The following is a 16,373-nucleotide window of genomic DNA, read 5'->3' as shown; positions in this document are numbered from 1 at the left end:
CTTTTGGGTTCAGTCTATTGTGAGTGGCTCTATATAATTTATTCTTTAGGGCTTACACATTAAACCTGAAGTGCATGATGTCGCCATCTTCCACTACATAGGTTTTTCCTTCTACACCCAGTTTACCTGCATCTTTACACGCGTTTTCAGAACCTAGAGTTACGAAATCGTTGTATTTAATAACCTCTGCACGGATAAAACCTTTCTCAAAATCCGTGTGGATAACACCAGCAGCCTGAGGTGCAGTAAAGCCTTTGGTAATAGTCCAGGCACGTACTTCCTGTACACCTGCAGTAAAATAAGTGTAAAGGTTTAATAATTTATAAGCTGCACGAATCAGTTTGTTTACACCCGATTCAGTTAAACCTAAATCAGCTAAAAACTCCTGACGCTCCTCATAACTTTCAAGTTCTGCAATTTCCGACTCGATTTTAGCCGAAATCACCAAAACTTCTGCATTTTCATCAGCTACATTGGCTTTAACCAAATCAACGTATTTGTTGCCGGTAATTACCGATGCCTCATCTACATTACAAACATACATTACCGGTTTTTGGGTAAGCAGACCTAAATCTCCAATGAAATCGAAATCCTCCTGAGCTAAAGGCGCGGTGCGGATCGATTTTCCACTTTCCAGGTGCGCTTTTACTACCGTTAAAATTTCGTAAGTACGTTTTGCATCCTTATCGCCACCTGTTTTAGCCATTTTTTCAACCTTTTGAATGCGTTTATCCACAGTGTCCAAATCTTTAAGCTGCAATTCGGTGTCAATAATTTCCCTGTCGCGGATCGGATCAACAGAACCATCTACGTGGATCACGTTACCATCATCAAAGCAACGTAAAACGTGGATAATCGCATTTGTAGCACGGATGTTTCCTAAAAACTGGTTTCCCAAACCTTCACCTTTCGATGCACCTTTTACTAAACCGGCAATATCTACAATCTCGATGGTATTTGGCTGTACCTTGTTGGGCTTAACCAATTCAGCAAGTTTAGTCAATCTGTCGTCAGGTACCGTAATTACGCCAACATTGGGCTCAATAGTACAAAAGGGAAAGTTTGCTGCCTGCGCTTTTGCGTTTGATAAACAGTTAAAAAGAGTCGATTTACCAACATTTGGTAAACCTACTATACCACATTGTAATGCCATTTATATTTTAGTATTTATTTTATAGTCAATAGTCTTTTAGTTGATGGTTTATAGTCAAATGTCTATGCACCATGCTTTCCTCCTAAAAATCGGGCAAAGATAAGCTTTTATAACCTTTAATTAAAGGCAGTAATTTGTGGCAGATGGATATTTTATCTAAGTTTAACAAAAATTACAGATAACACACATGGAAGATTTAGAACAAGAAGTGCCCCAGGAGGTAAAATTAATCGTTACCGAAGAAATGCGGAGCTATCTTTACGATATTACAAAATGGGCCAAATTCTTATCAATTGTCGGTTTTGTATTCGCTGCTTTCATTATTTTGGCTGCCTTAAGCATACCTTCTATAATATCAAGCAACCCGGGTTTAGCAAAACAGTTTGCTCCACTTGGGCAGGGAGGTGCAACCATTGTAACCGTGGTTTATTTGCTATTGGGTTTATTTTATTTCTATCCGAGTATATTATTGTTCAGGCTGGCCAATAAAGGTAAACAAGGCGTGTTGTTTGGAGATCAGGAAAGTTTAGATGCCGCAATACTGAGTTTAAAATCCCTTTTTAAGTTTTGGGGAATTATAACCATTGCCATAATTGTAGGCTATTTCTTATTGGTATTTATTGTAGGCGCAGGCTTGGCTATACGTTAGAAAGAGCGCAGCAATAAAAAAAGCCTTTGCAATTTTCATTATGCAAAGGCTTTTTTGTGAAATTATATTACTTAGAAAGAAAAATCATCGCCTGGTCTGCTGCTATGTTCTCCATTTTCTGAATATTCGTAACGTTTTTCAACCACATCCTGATGGGTTTTGATATAATCAACAGTTTCGTTTAGGCCTTCAGCGAATTTTTCGAAATCTTCTTTGTATAAAAAGATTTTATGTTTTACAAATACACCGTCTTCTAATCTTTTCTTGCTTTCGGTAACTGTTAAATAATAATCACCCGATCTCGTAGCCTTCACGTCGAAGAAATAAGTTCTCTTACCTGCTCTTACTTTCTTTGAAAAAACTTCTTCTCTTTCCTTGTTGTCGAATTCTCCCATGGTTGGTATTGATGTTGGTTTTTGGTTTCGGTAAATATAAAGCAAATATTTAAAGTTCAAAATACAATTTTGATACAATTTAAATTGTACGGCTTTCTTCTTCTAAAAGTTGGTTGTTATAAAGCTCGGTATAACTGCCATTTTTACTAAGTAATTCATTGTGTGTGCCTTGTTCAATGATTTTTCCATCATCGAGGACTAAAATTTTATCCGCATTTTTAATTGTAGAAATTCTGTGGGCAATTAAAATACTGGTCTTTCCAAGCATAATTTTACCCAGGTTTTGTAATATTTCCTCCTCGGTTTTCGTGTCAACCGCCGAAAGACAATCATCAAATATTAAAATTTTAGGAGATTTGATCAGCGCACGGGCTATAGAAACCCGCTGTTTTTGCCCGCCAGAGAGTGTAATGCCACGTTCGCCCAGCATGGTTTCGAACTTTTCTTCAAAATCGATGATGTTGTTATAAACCGATGCATTTTTGGCTGCCGTATGCACTTCTTCATCGGTAACGCTATCTAAACCAAAGGCAATGTTGTTTTTAATTGTATCCGAAAAAAGGAAAACTTCCTGTGGTACAAAGCCAATTTGCCCCCTGTAATCTTTCAGGTTTAGTGCCTTAATATTTTTACCGTCCACATCAATCTGGCCGTTTTCTACGTCGTACATCCGCATAATGAGGTTGGCTAAAGTAGATTTTCCAGAGCCTGTTTTGCCGATTATGGCTACAAATTCACCATTTTTAATTTCAAAACTAACATCTTTCAAGGCCTCGATTCCAGTATCAGGGTAGGTAAAGCTTACCTGGTCAAATTTAATATTGCCGGCTAAAACCCTTTCTTGCGTTTCTTTGGATTGGATATCAGAAGGGATATCTAAAAATTCATTTATCCGCTTTTGCGATGCAGCTGCCCTTTGAATTAATGAAGTTACCCAGCCCAGCATGGTTACCGGGAAAGTTAACTGGTTAATGTAAATGATAAATTCGGCGATATTTCCGGCGGTAATACTGCCATTCATTACCTGTATACCACCTACATAAATGGTTAAAATGGTACTTAAGCCAATTAATAGCAACATAGTAGGGTAGAATAAGGCCGAAACCCTTACCAGGCCCATCGAATCTTTTTTGTATGCGTTGCTCTGTATTTCGAACATATTGCGCGTATAATCCTCACGCACATACGATTTGATAATCCTGATCCCCGAAAAGCGCTCTTGTACAAAACTCGATAAATCTGATAAACGCTCCTGTATCTTTCCACTCTTTTTAAATATAAGAGTGTTTACATAATATATAATGATAACCAGAAAGGGCAAGGGGAGCAGACAGTAAATGGCCAGCTTGGAGTTTACATCAAACATCGACCAGATAATAAGTACCGATAATACAAAAGTATTAATGGTGTACATAATGGCCGGACCAACATACATCCGCACGCGGTTTACATCTTCAGTTGCGCGGTTCATTAAATCGCCGGTGTTGTTGCGACGGTAAAATCCTAAGCTCAACTCCTGGTAATGCTGGTAAATGTCGTTTTTCATGTCAAATTCGATATGCCTCGACATTAAAATAATGGTTTGGCGCATAAAGAATAAAAACAGTCCGCGCATTAAATAAAGGGCAATAACCAGTAAACCAAAGTAAAGCAGGTTACTGCTAAAAATATCGTAAATAATAGCTTGACGGTTAAAGCCCCCAAACAAGTTAAAAATCTGTATGTTTTCGGTAATCAGGTCAACCGCATAACCAATTACCTGGGCAGGTACTACGCCAAAAATATTCGATATTACTACGAAAATACTCCCCGGAATAATCCACCACTTGTATTTTAGAAAGTACTTGTTTAATCGGCTCAGATGTTTCATGTTGTACAAACTTAGATAAAATTGTTATTTCGTGTGGTATATTTATCTGTTAAGCACTAAGGTTTAAATAATAATGACATATTTTTTTAAACCCCGGCGTTTTTAATGCTTTGGAGCTTAGTGTGGCAGAATTAATTTTGTTATAGTTTCGTTAAATACATGTAATAATGGTTTTTTATTCTAATTTTGCAGCAGGTTAGCCGAACGTTCATATGCCAGCAAATTCGCAGACAGATTTTTCCATTTTAGATCAATTAAGTGCTTACGGGCATAAAAAGTTGGTTTTTTGCAATGATCCCGATACAGGTTTAAAAGCAATTATTGCTATACACGATACCACATTAGGCCCGGCTTTGGGCGGTACACGCATGTGGAGTTATGCAACCGAAGGCGAGGCCTTAGAAGATGCCCTTCGTTTATCGCGCGGAATGACCTATAAAGCGGCCATTACAGGTTTAAACCTGGGTGGAGGTAAAGGGGTAATCATTGGCGATTCTAGAAAAGACAAAACCGAAACTTTAATGCGTAGCTATGGCAGGTTTATTAAAAACCTGAATGGCGAATTTATTACTGCCGAGGAAATGGGTACCAACACGCGCGATATGGAATATATCCGTATGGAAACCAATTATGTTACCGGCGTGCCCGAATCAATAGGTGGTGCGGGTAACCCAGCGCCATTTACTGCCCAAGGCGTATACTTAGGTATTAAAGCCAGCGTTAAAGAAGTTTTCGGAACAGATATGCTTGCCGGAAGAACTATCGTTGTACAAGGAATTGGTAATGTAGGCGAACATTTGGTAGCACTTTTGAGGAAGGAAAATGCCGAAGTTTTGATTAGCGATATTAACCAGGAGCAATTAACTTACGTAGCCCGTAAATACAAGGCAAAACCGATTGAAGCCGATAAAATTTTTACCACCGAGGCCGATGTTTATGCTCCATGTGCAATGGGGGCAACGGTGAACAACAAAACCATCGAAAAAATGAAATTTGCAATTATTGCAGGTTCGGCAAACAATCAATTAAAAGATGAGGTTTTAGATAGCGAATTGTTGTTGAAAAAAGGAATTTTATTTGCGCCAGATTATTTAATCAACGCAGGAGGTTTAATTTCGTGTTATTCCGAACTAACTGGTTTTGGTAAAAAACGTACCGTACAACTTACCGAGAATATTTACGATGCCACACGTAGTGTTATTAAACTAAGCAAGGCCGAAAATATCTCAACTAATATTGCTGCAAACCGCATTGCCGAAAAACGGATCGCAGATATTAAAAAAATTAAATCGTCATATTAAATAATAATTATTAAAAACAGGTTTTAAAAACCACACTCGTTCTTACATTCATGTTAAACAGAAGGCACTTAAGAATCAAAGCTTTGCAAAACATTTTTGCATGGCACATGGCAGACAAAAAAGACATTAAAGGTGATTTGAAAACTTTAATGCAAAGCATCGATAGCGTGTACGAAATGTACATTTGGATGCTCTCTTTAATGGTAGAAGTTACCGAATTTACTGCTAACGACGCTGCAGAGCGTCAGAACAAGTTTATTAAAACAGCTGAGGATATTAATCCGAACATGAAATTGCTGCACAATAAATTTAGTGTTTTATTACAGCAAAATCCTGATTATGTTGCTGCTGTAAAAAAATACAAAGTAGACTGGGGTTTCGATCCTGAAATCCGTAAAACAGTTTACAATTCTTTAAAAGCATCAAAAGAATATGCCGAGTATCTGGCTGATCCTAACGAGAGCTTAGAATCATCAAAAGATATTATCAAATACATTTTTCGTAAAATTATTTTAAAAAGCCAGGCAATTATTCAGGTTTTCGAAGAGAAATTTATCAACTGGCAGGTAGATCACGAGGTAATGAAAGGTATGGTTGCCAAAACCCTTAAAAACTTTACTTTCGAAGATCCTTTTAAAAACAAACTGACCGAAATTAGTGCCGATTGGGTAGAAGACAGCAAGTTTGTACAGGATCTTTTTGTCCACACCTTGCAAAACGATGCCAAATATCAGGAAATGATTGCTGATAGGACTAAAAACTGGGAATCGGAACGTATTGCTTTAATGGATACTATTTTGATGAAAATGGCAATCTGCGAGCTCTTGAATTTTCCATCTATCCCGGTAAAAGTTACCATCAACGAATATCTGGAGCTTTCAAAAGATTACAGTACACCGAAAAGTAATTCATTTATTAACGGTATTTTAGACAAAATTTTAGGCGATCTTAAGAAAAACAATACCATTAAAAAGATTGGCCGCGGATTAATTGAAGACTAAAAAATGAAGAAAATATTTATCCTGGCCATTGCTGCGATTTCATTTACAGCTTGCCGCAATGCAAACAATCAAACTTCAGAAACAGCTTCGGCGGTTTCGGTTGGAAACGATACTTCAAAAACAGCTAAAGTTGCACCTGCCGATGCACCCGTTATTGTGTTCGAACGCGATATTTACGATTTCGGTAAAATAGAGCAGGGCGAAAAAGTTAAGCACGATTTTAAACTGAAAAACACAGGTAAAAGTCCGCTTATCGTTTCAAATGCAACAGCAACTTGTGGCTGTACCATCCCTCAGGTGCCTGGCGAACCTATTTTGCCTGGTAAAGAAGGTATTATTAGCGTAGTATTTAACAGTGAAGGTAAAATGGGTATGCAGGATAAAGTAGTAACCGTTACATCGAATGCCAACCCAACCACTACTACTGTACATTTGGTAGGCGAGGTATTGGCTAAAAAATAAATTGGCTAATGGTAAGGTAATTTGCCTTTTGGCACATTTCAAAAACCATCAACTACTCACAAAAACAAATAAAATAAGAAATGACATCAACAGTAATTTTACAGGCAGCAGGCGGTAGCAATATGCTAAGTACAATTGTACCAATGGTATTAATCATGGTAGTTTTCTACTTCTTCATGATCCGTCCGCAAGTTAAAAAGGCAAAAGATCATAAAAAATTAGTAGCAGAATTAGGTAAAGGCGATAAAATAATTACCACTGCAGGTATTCATGGCAAAATTGTAGATTTAAACGAAACTACTTTCTTAATTGAAGTAGAAAGCGGAGCTAAAATCCGTTTCGATAAATCGGCAGTTTCTTTAGATGCGACAAAAGCAGTTGCTCCAGCTAAAGCGTAGGCAGAAATAATTAAAATGAAGAGCAGTCCCGAAAACTTTCGGGACTGTTTTTGTTTTACTACATTTGGTTGCGTACATTTTTAGATCAACAGTTTCAGGCTTACATCTAACAATTATTCATTATGCCATTTATTAGATTAACTAAAATTGAAAAAAGACGTGTATTTAGCTTATTAGCCTGTTTATTGCTGGCTATAGCTGCATGGTTTTTTATGGCATTGAACAACAAATATATTTATACAGCTAAAACTGTTCTGGTATTTAAAAATACACCAACCAAAAGAGCTTTTTATCCTTTACAATCAGATACGATAGATTTACAGGTAGAAGGTACTGGATGGCAATTGCTTTTTGCCCGGTTAAGGATTAGTCCACCCTCGGTTTCTGTTAATTTGAGCCAGCTTAATACCAAGGATTTTATTGTGTTTTCCGATCAGCTGTTTAACATCAACAGGCAATTGGAAAGTACCCAAAAGGTGATTTCGGTTAAGCCCGATACCTTGTATTTCGATTTTACTAAACGGATAGTGAAAAAGGTTCCGGTAAAACTGATAGATAAGCTCGATTTTGTAAAGCAATATGGTATTTCGAGCGAAATTATCCTGAACCCTAAGTTTGTAAAAGTAGCCGGACCGGTAGAAGAACTGGCTAAAATAAAAAGCTGGCCAACTGACACACTAAAACTGAATAAAATACAGGGTAGTAGCACCGTTAGGGTAGCTTTACAGCACAGTATTCATAAAAATGTAAGTATTTATCCTTCCTCTGTTGAGGTGAAACTTCCTGTTGACGAGTTTACCGAAAAAACGATAGAGGTTCCTTTAAAATTGCTGAATAACAGGAATTACAACAGTATTAAACTTTATCCTAAGAAGATTAAAGTTACCTTTTTGGTTGCTTTAAGTAATTACGATCAGGTAGATGATAGTTTTATTACTGCAACAGTTGATGCTGATGAATGGCAAAATTTAAAGCACCGTCAATTGACAGTTAAAATAACCCAATTTCCTGATTATTGTAAACTGGTGAGTGTAATGCCCTCCAAAATAGATTTCATTGTAGAAAAATAATGTATAAAGTAGGTATAACAGGTGGTATTGGCAGCGGTAAAACTACTGCATGCAAGGTTTTTGAGGTACTGGGGATTCCTGTATTTTATGCCGATACCGTGGCCAAAGAGATTATGTGCAAAGATGCGGTGCTGGTAGCGGGTGTTAAAGCAGCTTTTGGCAACGAAAGTTATTTTGAAGATGGAAAACTAAACAATAAACACATTGCCAGTATTGTTTTTAATAATGAAACAGCACTTGCACAACTCAATGCGCTGGTACATCCGGCAGTTTTCCGTGCCTTTGATGCATGGGAAGCTACCATGCCATCAGATACTCCCTACACCTTAAAAGAAGCAGCTTTGTTATTCGAAAGTGGTTCATATAAAATGTGCGATACCACCATTCTGGTTACTGCTCCTTATGATCTTAAACTGAAAAGGGTAATGCAGCGCGATGGCGTTTCCGCAGAGCAGGTTAAGGCCCGCATGGATAAGCAGCTTAGTGATGAAGAAAAATCGAAACTGGCCAACTATTTTATCGTTAATGATGAGCAAAAATCCATCATCGAACAGGTTTTAGCTTTACACGAGCAATTTTTGAAGGCTGCAGAAGTCCTCAAAGTTTCTAAAGCATAATCTACTCTAATCATATAATCCTTAAATCCTCTTATCTCAATCATGATTTTAGCAGATTTTATTACCATTACCCCAACGGGTTTATATTGTGTTTACGGCGATTTTTACCTCGATCCGCAACAACCTGTAAAAGAAGCGGTAGTTTCTCATGCGCATGGTGATCATGCAATAGGTGGTAGTCAAAATGTGTATTGTACGGCAGCTACTGAAGCCTTTATGAAACACCGTTACCGTAAATTCGCCGCGGTTGATTTTTATATTAAAGCTTATCACCAGTCGTTTAAAATAAAAGAAGTAATCATTACTTTTTATTCAGCCGGGCACATTTTAGGTTCTGCACAGGTTTTAATGGAATATAAAGGTGTTAAATACCTCTATACAGGCGATTATAAAATAGAACCCGATGACACTTGTGAGCCTTTCGAGTTTGTTAAGGCCGATGTGCTGATTACAGAGAGTACGTTTGCCAATCCGGATACGAAACACCCTTCTGCAGTAGAAGAAATTAAAAAGCTAAATTTAACCAATGCCAATATCATGCTGGGTGCTTACGCCCTGGGCAAGAGCCAACGTATTATTCAGTTGTTGAGCGAACACTGCCCAACTAAAAATGTGATGGTGCACCACAGTATAATGCCCTTTGTTAAAATTTATGAAGATTACGGCATGAAACTAGGCAGTTACAAGATGTACGATCGCAAAGTGATGAAAAATAACCACGAGCACCAGGTGTATATTGTACCGCCAATGGTTTTTCACAGCTACCATAAAGCCATTAATGTGGTGAGGGCCTTTGCTTCGGGTTGGAAAAACCTGCAACAGCAAAATGGCATAGCGCTTTACATTTCTGATCACGCTGATTGGGAAGCCATTTTAGAAACCATTCAAAAAGTAGAACCCCAACAAGTATGGACTTTGCATGGCGATGGTAAGCAACTGAGAGATTATTTTGCAGGTAAACTGGAAGTTAAGATACTCAATTAGGTAATGATGGAATGATGGAGTTTTGAATGATAGCATGCTAAGATAATTCCCAAATTCATTCATTCAATAACTCGATTATTAAGGGTGGAATGATAGGATTTTGAATGATAGTGCGATTCTCAAATTCATTCAATAATTCTATATTCACTCATTCAAAATTACCAAAATGAAAGAAGGTGAAGATTTTTATTTTAACGAAGATGGTCTGATGGTTTTTACAGAAGCTTATCATTTAAAGCGCGGTTATTGCTGTAAAAATAAGTGCAAGCACTGCCCATGGGGTTTTGGAAAGAAAAAAGAAAAAAAATAGTTCAGCTTAACAGTTCGCAGTAAGCAGTTTGCAATTAGCAGTTGATCTTATGGAACTTTTTATCTCAAACTTAACATAGTTATAAATGTCGCTCAGCGCCACATCAAATCCCATCGAAACAAAGGTTAAGGTCTCAGAAATGTCTTTATGCTTGTTTAGCGTCTATTTTTTTTTTCATTAATGTAATATGCCTCTACCGAAATTGATTCAGAATCGATCATGATACATTCCTTTAATGATGGAATATCTTTATACAGGTTAAATCTTTTGCCCTCGTCGTAATTTTTGGTTGAAGGTGATAGGATTTCGATGATCACTGTCGGTAAAATAAAGGTTTCTTCATCAACATCGCTGTGCATTAAACCATTACAATAAATGGATATGTCGGGATAGGTGAATAAGGTATTCTCTGGAATATTCATTCGCATATCACTTCCATAAGGTCTGCAGGGCTTGCTTTTTAGTTTGTTACCTAATTCTAAGAAAATATTACTAAAGATTTCATTGTGATTGCCTCCAGCTCCCGACATGGCCAATATCTCTCCCATATAATACTCATGTTTTGCAGTCGATGGTTTTCCATCTCCAGGTATTTTTCAACGGTGTAACGTCTTTTGTTATAAGCTACAGCAGGTTCATTTGCAATGTTTTCTATATACGAATTTAATTCATTTTGAGCAGATGCAATAAATTTAAACGATTATAAACGTTTAAAACCGGCTGCAGGGGCGATTGCTTGAAAATGGCGAATTGTTAACTATTTAAATTGGTTAATTGCAAACCGTAAACCGCCAACTGATCTAATGCCCAGCGAAGAAGCCGATCAAGGCAACACCGATACCCAGTAAAACAGCAAGCATTTTGCGGGTATTAATTTTATGGTCAGCACTCGATTCGAATAGGATAGTGGTAGAAATATGCAGAAAAATACCAATTACAATGCCCATAATTTTGTTAAAATAAGCATCTACGCCACCAATACTTCCATTGCTCAAGCCTACGCTCACATAAAACCCCAATGGTGCCATTACAGCAAATATGATCAGGTAAAGCATAATGCTGCTCTTTTTAAAATGGTTTTGCATTAAAATGCTTGCCAAGGCAAATGCAGCTGGGATATGGTGTAAAGAAATACCGAAAATCAACTCGTTATGCTGCTCTTTTGCAAGAGGCATTCCTTCTAAAAACGCATGCAAACAAAGGCTGATCATGATACCGAAGGGAAAAACGTGCCCATCGTGGTGTTTATGGATATGGCCATGTTCTACACCTTCCGAAAATTGCTCGAGAAAAACCTGTAAAAGGAAACCTACTAGTATAAAAATACCAATCTGTGCTTTATCCGGGCCGCTGTAGGCATCGGGAATGAGGTGTAAAACCGTAATAGCAAATAAATACGCCCCGCTAAAAGATAAAATAAGCTTTAGCAGCTTCGATTTATCACTTTTAACTAAAAAAATGGCTGTTCCACCTAAAAAGGCGCAAAAAAAGAGTACACAGAGTTTCCAGATTTCCATAGGTTAAAAATCAGGTTGTAATTTTTTAAATATTCTCGAACAAATAATGCCAATAATGATACCCAAAAAAGCACCTGTTGTTACATCTACCGGGTAATGTACACCCACATATACCTGCGCAAAACTGATAATAAAGGCCCAGAATAACCCTATTGGTAAAATGGGTTTCCAGCGGCTATAAAAAAGGCAAATCAAAAATACCGCAATGGCAAAATGATTGGTTGCATGTGCAGAAGGAAAACTTAGTCCGCTGCCGCAGGGTACTCGGTGTATAATATCATTGGCCAGGCTCATATCATTGCAGGGGCGTACTCTTGAAACGAAAGGTTTTATAAGCCTTGAAGCAATTAAATCGCCCATTGCGAAGGTGAAAAGTACCATCCCAATAATGTAATATCCCTGTTTTTTGTATTGCTTTATGCAAAAAACAACAATAAAAAGGTACAATGGCGACCAAAAAAAGCGATTGCGCATTAAGGGCATTAACCAGTCAAAAAAGCTGTTCGAAAGTCCGCGGTGGATTTTCAAAAATAAGGCTACATCAAATTGTTGTATGCTTTCTATCATGCTTTTTTGCAAATTAAAATTAAGCGGTCTGAATCTGATTCGTTGAAATCATCAAGCGCGTAACTACCAAAGGTTTTTTCGATTACCATTCCGGCTTTGATCAGCATGCGCTGAAAATCTTCGAAACTAAAAGCTTGTACACGCTCTTCGAAATTGTAAACCTTTTTGTTGTCTTCGAAATTTATTTTTTTGATAATTTTTCCGTCAACCACATTTTTAGTGATATTAAAAGTAATACCATCCAGGGATTTGGTTTCGCAGGAGTTTAAATTGCGGATGATTTTTTCAGTGTTAAAGTAATCTAAAACCAGAATGCCTTTAGCTGTTAGGCATTTTCTAAAGGTTTTTAGCGCATTTACATGGTCTTTCTCTGTATCAAAATAGCCAAAGCTGGTAAACAGGTTTAGCGCGATATCAAAATAATTGATGTAAAACAGCCTCCGCATATCGTGTACCAGGAAGTGGAGTTTATTGTTTTCGAACTGTTTGGCGTATTTAATGCTCTGTTCCGATAAATCTATTCCGGTAACATCAAAACCTTTTTTGTTAAGGTAAATGGAATGACGGCCTTTTCCGCAGGCAATATCAAGCATTTTTGCATCCTCTTGCGGTTGCAGGTACTGCGTAAGTTTATCGATGAAAAATTCGGCTTCGGCATCATTTCTTTGCTGGTAGAGAATATGATAATATGGCGAATTAAACCAATATTGAAACCACTTGCGTTGCATATATAGCCTTTTATGTTTTGGGAAGTTGCAAATATAAGCTTTTGCTGCCGCTCCTAAAGTTTTGGACATGCTTTTATGCAACATTATTGCATGAAAATTATTAAGCCACTGGCTTACAGATTTACAAACACAAATTTTAGAACAGTGCAAGGGAAAAGAGAAACGGAATAAAACATCGAGCTTTTATCCTGAAAACTCAAAACCGAACATACGTTTGATTTCGGTAAGTGCGGTATTTTTGTCCGTTACATCATATTAATTGATATAAAATCAATGTAAATAAACAGGTTTGAGGGCGTTTTAGATAATGGCTATTTTGTTTTTTTTGTTATTTTTGGGACTCAAATAAATTATACACAGTGACTTTAATAAAATCAATTTCAGGAATACGAGGAACCATAGGTGGGAGAGCTGGCGACGGCTTAACGCCATTTGATATTGTGAAATTTACTGCTGCTTTTGGTAGCTGGGTAGTAAACAAAACAGGCAATAAAAGAATAGTTTTGGGCCGCGATGCACGAATCTCGGGCGAGATGGTAAACAATTTGGTTATTGGAACCTTGCAGGGCCTGGGTATCGAAGTAATCGATTTAGGTTTATCAACCACTCCAACCGTAGAAGTTGCAGTACCAGACGAAAATGCTGGTGGTGGTATTATTTTAACAGCCAGCCACAATCCAAAACAATGGAATGCTTTAAAATTACTCAATGCCAAAGGCGAATTTATTTCTGATGCAGACGGTAAAGAGGTTTTAGATCTTGCTGAAAGCGCTGATTTTGATTTTGCTGATGTAGATAAATTAGGAAAAGTAATTAAAAACGATACTTATCTCCAAAAACACATTGATAAGGTTTTAGCCTTACCATTGGTTGATGTAGAAGCAATAAAGAAAGCCGATTTTAAAGTAGTAATTGATTGTGTAAATTCTACCGGAGGTATTTTTATTCCAGCTTTATTAAAAGCCTTGGGTGTAACCAAAGTAGTAGAATTATATTGTACACCAGATGGACATTTTCCGCACAACCCGGAGCCTTTGCCAGAGAATTTAACCGAAATATCGAAAGAAGTTCAAAAGCAAAATGCCGATTTAGGTATTGTTGTTGATCCGGATGTTGACCGTTTATGCTTTGTGAACGAAGACGGCAGCATGTTTGGCGAAGAATATACCCTGGTTGCCGTGGCCGATTACGTATTGAAAAATACACCTGGTAACACAGTTTCAAACCTTTCATCAACCCGTGCTTTACGTGATGTTACTGAAACTGCAGGAGCCGAATACAATGCATCAGCAGTAGGTGAGGTTAATGTGGTAAATAAAATGAAAGCCAGTAATGCTATTATCGGTGGCGAAGGCAATGGTGGTATCATTTACCCTGAATCGCACTACGGTAGAGATGCTTTGGTGGGTATAGCCTTGTTCTTAACGCATTTAGCTAAGTTTGGTAAATCTATTTCAGTACTTAGGGCCAGCTACCCACAATACCATATCTCTAAAAATAAAATTACCCTTACGCCAGAAATGGATATCGATAATTTGTTGAAACAGGTAGAAGAAAAATATAAAAGTCAGCCTTATAGCACAATTGACGGTTTAAAGATAGAATTTGATAAAACTTGGGTACATTTGCGCCGTTCAAACACTGAACCGATCATCAGGATCTACAGTGAAGCAGAAAATGAAACCATTGCTGAGAATCTAGCAAACAAAATCATTTCTGACATTAAAGAAATATTACACCTTTAATCCGTTTTGATCAACGCAATTTGATCAAACGTTTAAGGTAAAAAACCGTGGTTTAACAATTTGTTAAACCACGGTTAATAAAAATGGGAATTATTGGCAACAGTAGTCCCAAAGTGAACTAACTAATTAATTATTCGTAAAAATGAAAAGGGTCTATTTAGATAATGCGGCCACAACGCCTTTAGATAAAGAGGTAATCGCAGAGATGACAAACGTGATGGAAAATTACTTTGGTAATCCATCTGCCATTCATGCGTTGGGCCGTGAAGTGAGAACGTTGGTAGAAAAGGCCCGTAAAACTGTTTCAGGCTTATTAAACGCATCACCATCCGAAGTATTTTTTACATCAGGAGGTACCGAAGCCGATAATACTGCTATCCGTTGTGGCATTTTTGCCTATGGTATTAAACATGCCATTACTTCTAAAATAGAGCATCACGCGGTTGAGCATACGTTAAATACTATGCTTAAAAATGGCGAAATTGATAAATTAAGTTTCGTTAATATAGACGAAAAAGGAAATATCGATTACAACCATTTAGAAGAACTGCTTCAAAATAATGAGCGTACATTTGTTTCGTTAATGCATGCCAATAACGAATTAGGTACACTTACTGATATGGTTAAAGTGGGCGATATCTGCGAGAAATATAATGCTATTTACCATGCCGATACCGTGCAGACCATGGGGCACTACCGCCACAATGTACGCGAACTGAAAGCACACTTTATTGTTTGTGCTGCACACAAGCTCCACGGGCCAAAAGGTGTAGGTTTCCTTTACGTAAACAGCAACATTAAAATCCCACCAATGATATATGGAGGTGCACAAGAACGCAACATGCGTGGTGGCACAGAAAATGTATATGGCATTGTAGGGTTGGCTAAAGCGCTCGAAATTGCTTATGCAGAAATGGATGAGCACCAAACCTACATTCAGGGCTTAAAAGATTACCTTAAGACACAACTTATTGCCGAAATTCCAGGGATTGCTTTCAATGGCGAAACCGATGCCGATAAGAGTTTATATACGGTGTTAAACGTATCATTCCCCGAAATGGATATGGCCGATATGTTGTTGTTTAATTTAGATATCAATGGTATCTGCGCCTCTGGTGGCAGCGCCTGTTCATCGGGCTCTAATATTGGCTCGCACGTGTTAAATGGCATCAAAGCCGATCCAAATCGTCCTTCAGTACGTTTTTCTTTCAGTAAATACACGACTAAAGAAGATCTGGATTACGTAATAGAAAAAGTAAAAATGGTTGTGAAGCAAAATGCTTTAGCATAAAAATATCAATAACCAAATAGGAGAGTCTCAATGAAAGTTGGGACTTTTTTTGTTTAAAAATTGGCTGTTTTTTTTGAAAAGCAGGCACAGCACTTTGTTTTAATGTTCGTCCTGCTTTTCATTAAATTCCGATGAAGGATTGGAATGCCGTTTTAATCAGGTTTATAAATGGCAGCCGGTGCTACTATTTGCAGTTGAATAGCATGTATCTGATTTATTTGCTTAAAAAAAAGCTCTTGCAAAAACCGAAAATAAAACTTATATTTAATTAAAATAAGGGCAATTCAAGCCATTTTACCTGTAGTTCCTAAACGA

Annotated in this window: 18 protein-coding genes; 11 read left to right on the top strand and 7 right to left on the bottom strand. The window is 37.4% G+C overall.

The window, feature by feature from the left end; genetic code table 11:
- Positions 1-52: 52 nt before the first annotated feature.
- Positions 53-1,153 (bottom strand): redox-regulated ATPase YchF, encoded by a 1,101-nt coding sequence (gene ychF, locus DBR40_RS19070; RefSeq protein WP_124561331.1) that lies wholly within the window; start codon positions 1,151-1,153, stop codon positions 53-55.
- A gap of 187 nt (positions 1,154-1,340) precedes the next feature.
- Here ychF and DBR40_RS19065 point away from each other — a divergent pair, with 187 nt between their 5' ends.
- On the top strand, positions 1,341-1,802 hold the full coding sequence (locus DBR40_RS19065; protein WP_124561330.1) for a DUF5362 family protein: 462 nt from the start codon (positions 1,341-1,343) through the stop codon (positions 1,800-1,802).
- Positions 1,803-1,873: 71 nt separating this feature from the next.
- Here DBR40_RS19065 and DBR40_RS19060 read toward each other — a convergent pair whose 3' ends face one another.
- Together DBR40_RS19060 and DBR40_RS19055 are read right to left on the bottom strand one after the other, a co-directional pair.
- A complete protein-coding gene (locus DBR40_RS19060; RefSeq protein WP_124561329.1) occupies positions 1,874-2,197 on the bottom strand; it encodes a DUF3276 family protein in 324 nt (107 codons plus the stop codon).
- 79 nt (positions 2,198-2,276) lie between these two features.
- Positions 2,277-4,067 (bottom strand): ABC transporter ATP-binding protein, encoded by a 1,791-nt coding sequence (locus tag DBR40_RS19055; RefSeq protein ID WP_124561328.1) that lies wholly within the window; start codon positions 4,065-4,067, stop codon positions 2,277-2,279.
- Between the two features lie 212 nt (positions 4,068-4,279).
- On the opposite strand from DBR40_RS19055, the gene DBR40_RS19050 reads away from it, so the two are divergent.
- The 8 genes from DBR40_RS19050 (at position 4,280) to DBR40_RS26730 (ending at position 10,210) form a co-directional block, all read left to right on the top strand.
- On the top strand, positions 4,280-5,368 hold the full coding sequence (locus DBR40_RS19050; RefSeq protein WP_124561327.1) for a Glu/Leu/Phe/Val family dehydrogenase: 1,089 nt from the start codon (positions 4,280-4,282) through the stop codon (positions 5,366-5,368).
- Positions 5,369-5,418: 50 nt separating this feature from the next.
- Entirely contained in the window at positions 5,419-6,369 is a 951-nt protein-coding gene (gene nusB / locus DBR40_RS19045; protein ID WP_124561326.1) for a transcription antitermination factor NusB, read from the top strand.
- A 3-nt stretch (positions 6,370-6,372) separates the two neighbouring features.
- Positions 6,373-6,831 carry a DUF1573 domain-containing protein gene (locus tag DBR40_RS19040; RefSeq protein WP_124561325.1) on the top strand — a complete coding sequence of 153 codons (459 nt, stop codon included), beginning with the start codon at positions 6,373-6,375 and terminating at the stop codon, positions 6,829-6,831.
- A gap of 80 nt (positions 6,832-6,911) precedes the next feature.
- Positions 6,912-7,229, top strand: coding sequence for a preprotein translocase subunit YajC (yajC, locus tag DBR40_RS19035; protein ID WP_124561324.1), 318 nt, complete (start codon positions 6,912-6,914; stop codon positions 7,227-7,229).
- 122 nt (positions 7,230-7,351) lie between these two features.
- A complete protein-coding gene (locus DBR40_RS19030; protein WP_233603934.1) occupies positions 7,352-8,299 on the top strand; it encodes a CdaR family protein in 948 nt (315 codons plus the stop codon).
- Complete coding sequence (gene coaE / locus DBR40_RS19025; protein WP_124561323.1) at positions 8,299-8,916, top strand: dephospho-CoA kinase; 618 nt, start codon at positions 8,299-8,301, stop codon at positions 8,914-8,916. The genes DBR40_RS19030 and coaE overlap by 1 nt, the downstream gene beginning before the upstream one ends.
- Before the next feature lie 42 nt (positions 8,917-8,958).
- Entirely contained in the window at positions 8,959-9,900 is a 942-nt protein-coding gene (locus DBR40_RS19020; RefSeq protein ID WP_124561322.1) for an exonuclease, read from the top strand.
- A gap of 166 nt (positions 9,901-10,066) precedes the next feature.
- The gene (locus DBR40_RS26730) at positions 10,067-10,210 is read left to right on the top strand and encodes a DUF5522 domain-containing protein (protein WP_158674084.1); all 144 of its coding nucleotides are present in this window, start codon (positions 10,067-10,069) and stop codon (positions 10,208-10,210) included.
- Positions 10,211-10,365: 155 nt separating this feature from the next.
- Here the strand turns inward: DBR40_RS26730 and DBR40_RS19015 are convergent, their stop codons facing one another.
- From DBR40_RS19015 to DBR40_RS19000, 4 genes are all read right to left on the bottom strand, one after another.
- A complete protein-coding gene (locus DBR40_RS19015; RefSeq protein ID WP_255420125.1) occupies positions 10,366-10,803 on the bottom strand; it encodes a Uma2 family endonuclease in 438 nt (145 codons plus the stop codon).
- A gap of 207 nt (positions 10,804-11,010) precedes the next feature.
- Positions 11,011-11,727 (bottom strand): ZIP family metal transporter, encoded by a 717-nt coding sequence (locus tag DBR40_RS19010; protein ID WP_124561320.1) that lies wholly within the window; start codon positions 11,725-11,727, stop codon positions 11,011-11,013.
- Between the two features lie 3 nt (positions 11,728-11,730).
- A complete protein-coding gene (locus tag DBR40_RS19005; RefSeq protein WP_124561319.1) occupies positions 11,731-12,294 on the bottom strand; it encodes a phosphatase PAP2 family protein in 564 nt (187 codons plus the stop codon).
- Positions 12,291-13,022: a class I SAM-dependent methyltransferase gene (locus DBR40_RS19000; protein ID WP_124561342.1), complete on the bottom strand. Its 732-nt coding sequence runs from the start codon at positions 13,020-13,022 to the stop codon at positions 12,291-12,293. The genes DBR40_RS19005 and DBR40_RS19000 overlap by 4 nt, the downstream gene beginning before the upstream one ends.
- Before the next feature lie 359 nt (positions 13,023-13,381).
- Here DBR40_RS19000 and glmM point away from each other — a divergent pair, with 359 nt between their 5' ends.
- Together glmM and DBR40_RS18990 are read left to right on the top strand one after the other, a co-directional pair.
- Positions 13,382-14,767 (top strand): phosphoglucosamine mutase, encoded by a 1,386-nt coding sequence (glmM, locus tag DBR40_RS18995; protein WP_124561318.1) that lies wholly within the window; start codon positions 13,382-13,384, stop codon positions 14,765-14,767.
- 142 nt (positions 14,768-14,909) lie between these two features.
- On the top strand, positions 14,910-16,058 hold the full coding sequence (locus tag DBR40_RS18990) for a cysteine desulfurase family protein (protein ID WP_124561317.1): 1,149 nt from the start codon (positions 14,910-14,912) through the stop codon (positions 16,056-16,058).
- Positions 16,059-16,373: the final 315 nt, after the last annotated feature.

The sequence above is a fragment of the Pedobacter sp. KBW01 genome, assembly GCF_003852395.1.
Classification (GTDB): domain Bacteria; phylum Bacteroidota; class Bacteroidia; order Sphingobacteriales; family Sphingobacteriaceae; genus Pedobacter.
The sequence above is the reverse complement of the archived record's forward strand: the minus strand, read 5'-3'. Positions and strand labels throughout refer to the sequence as shown.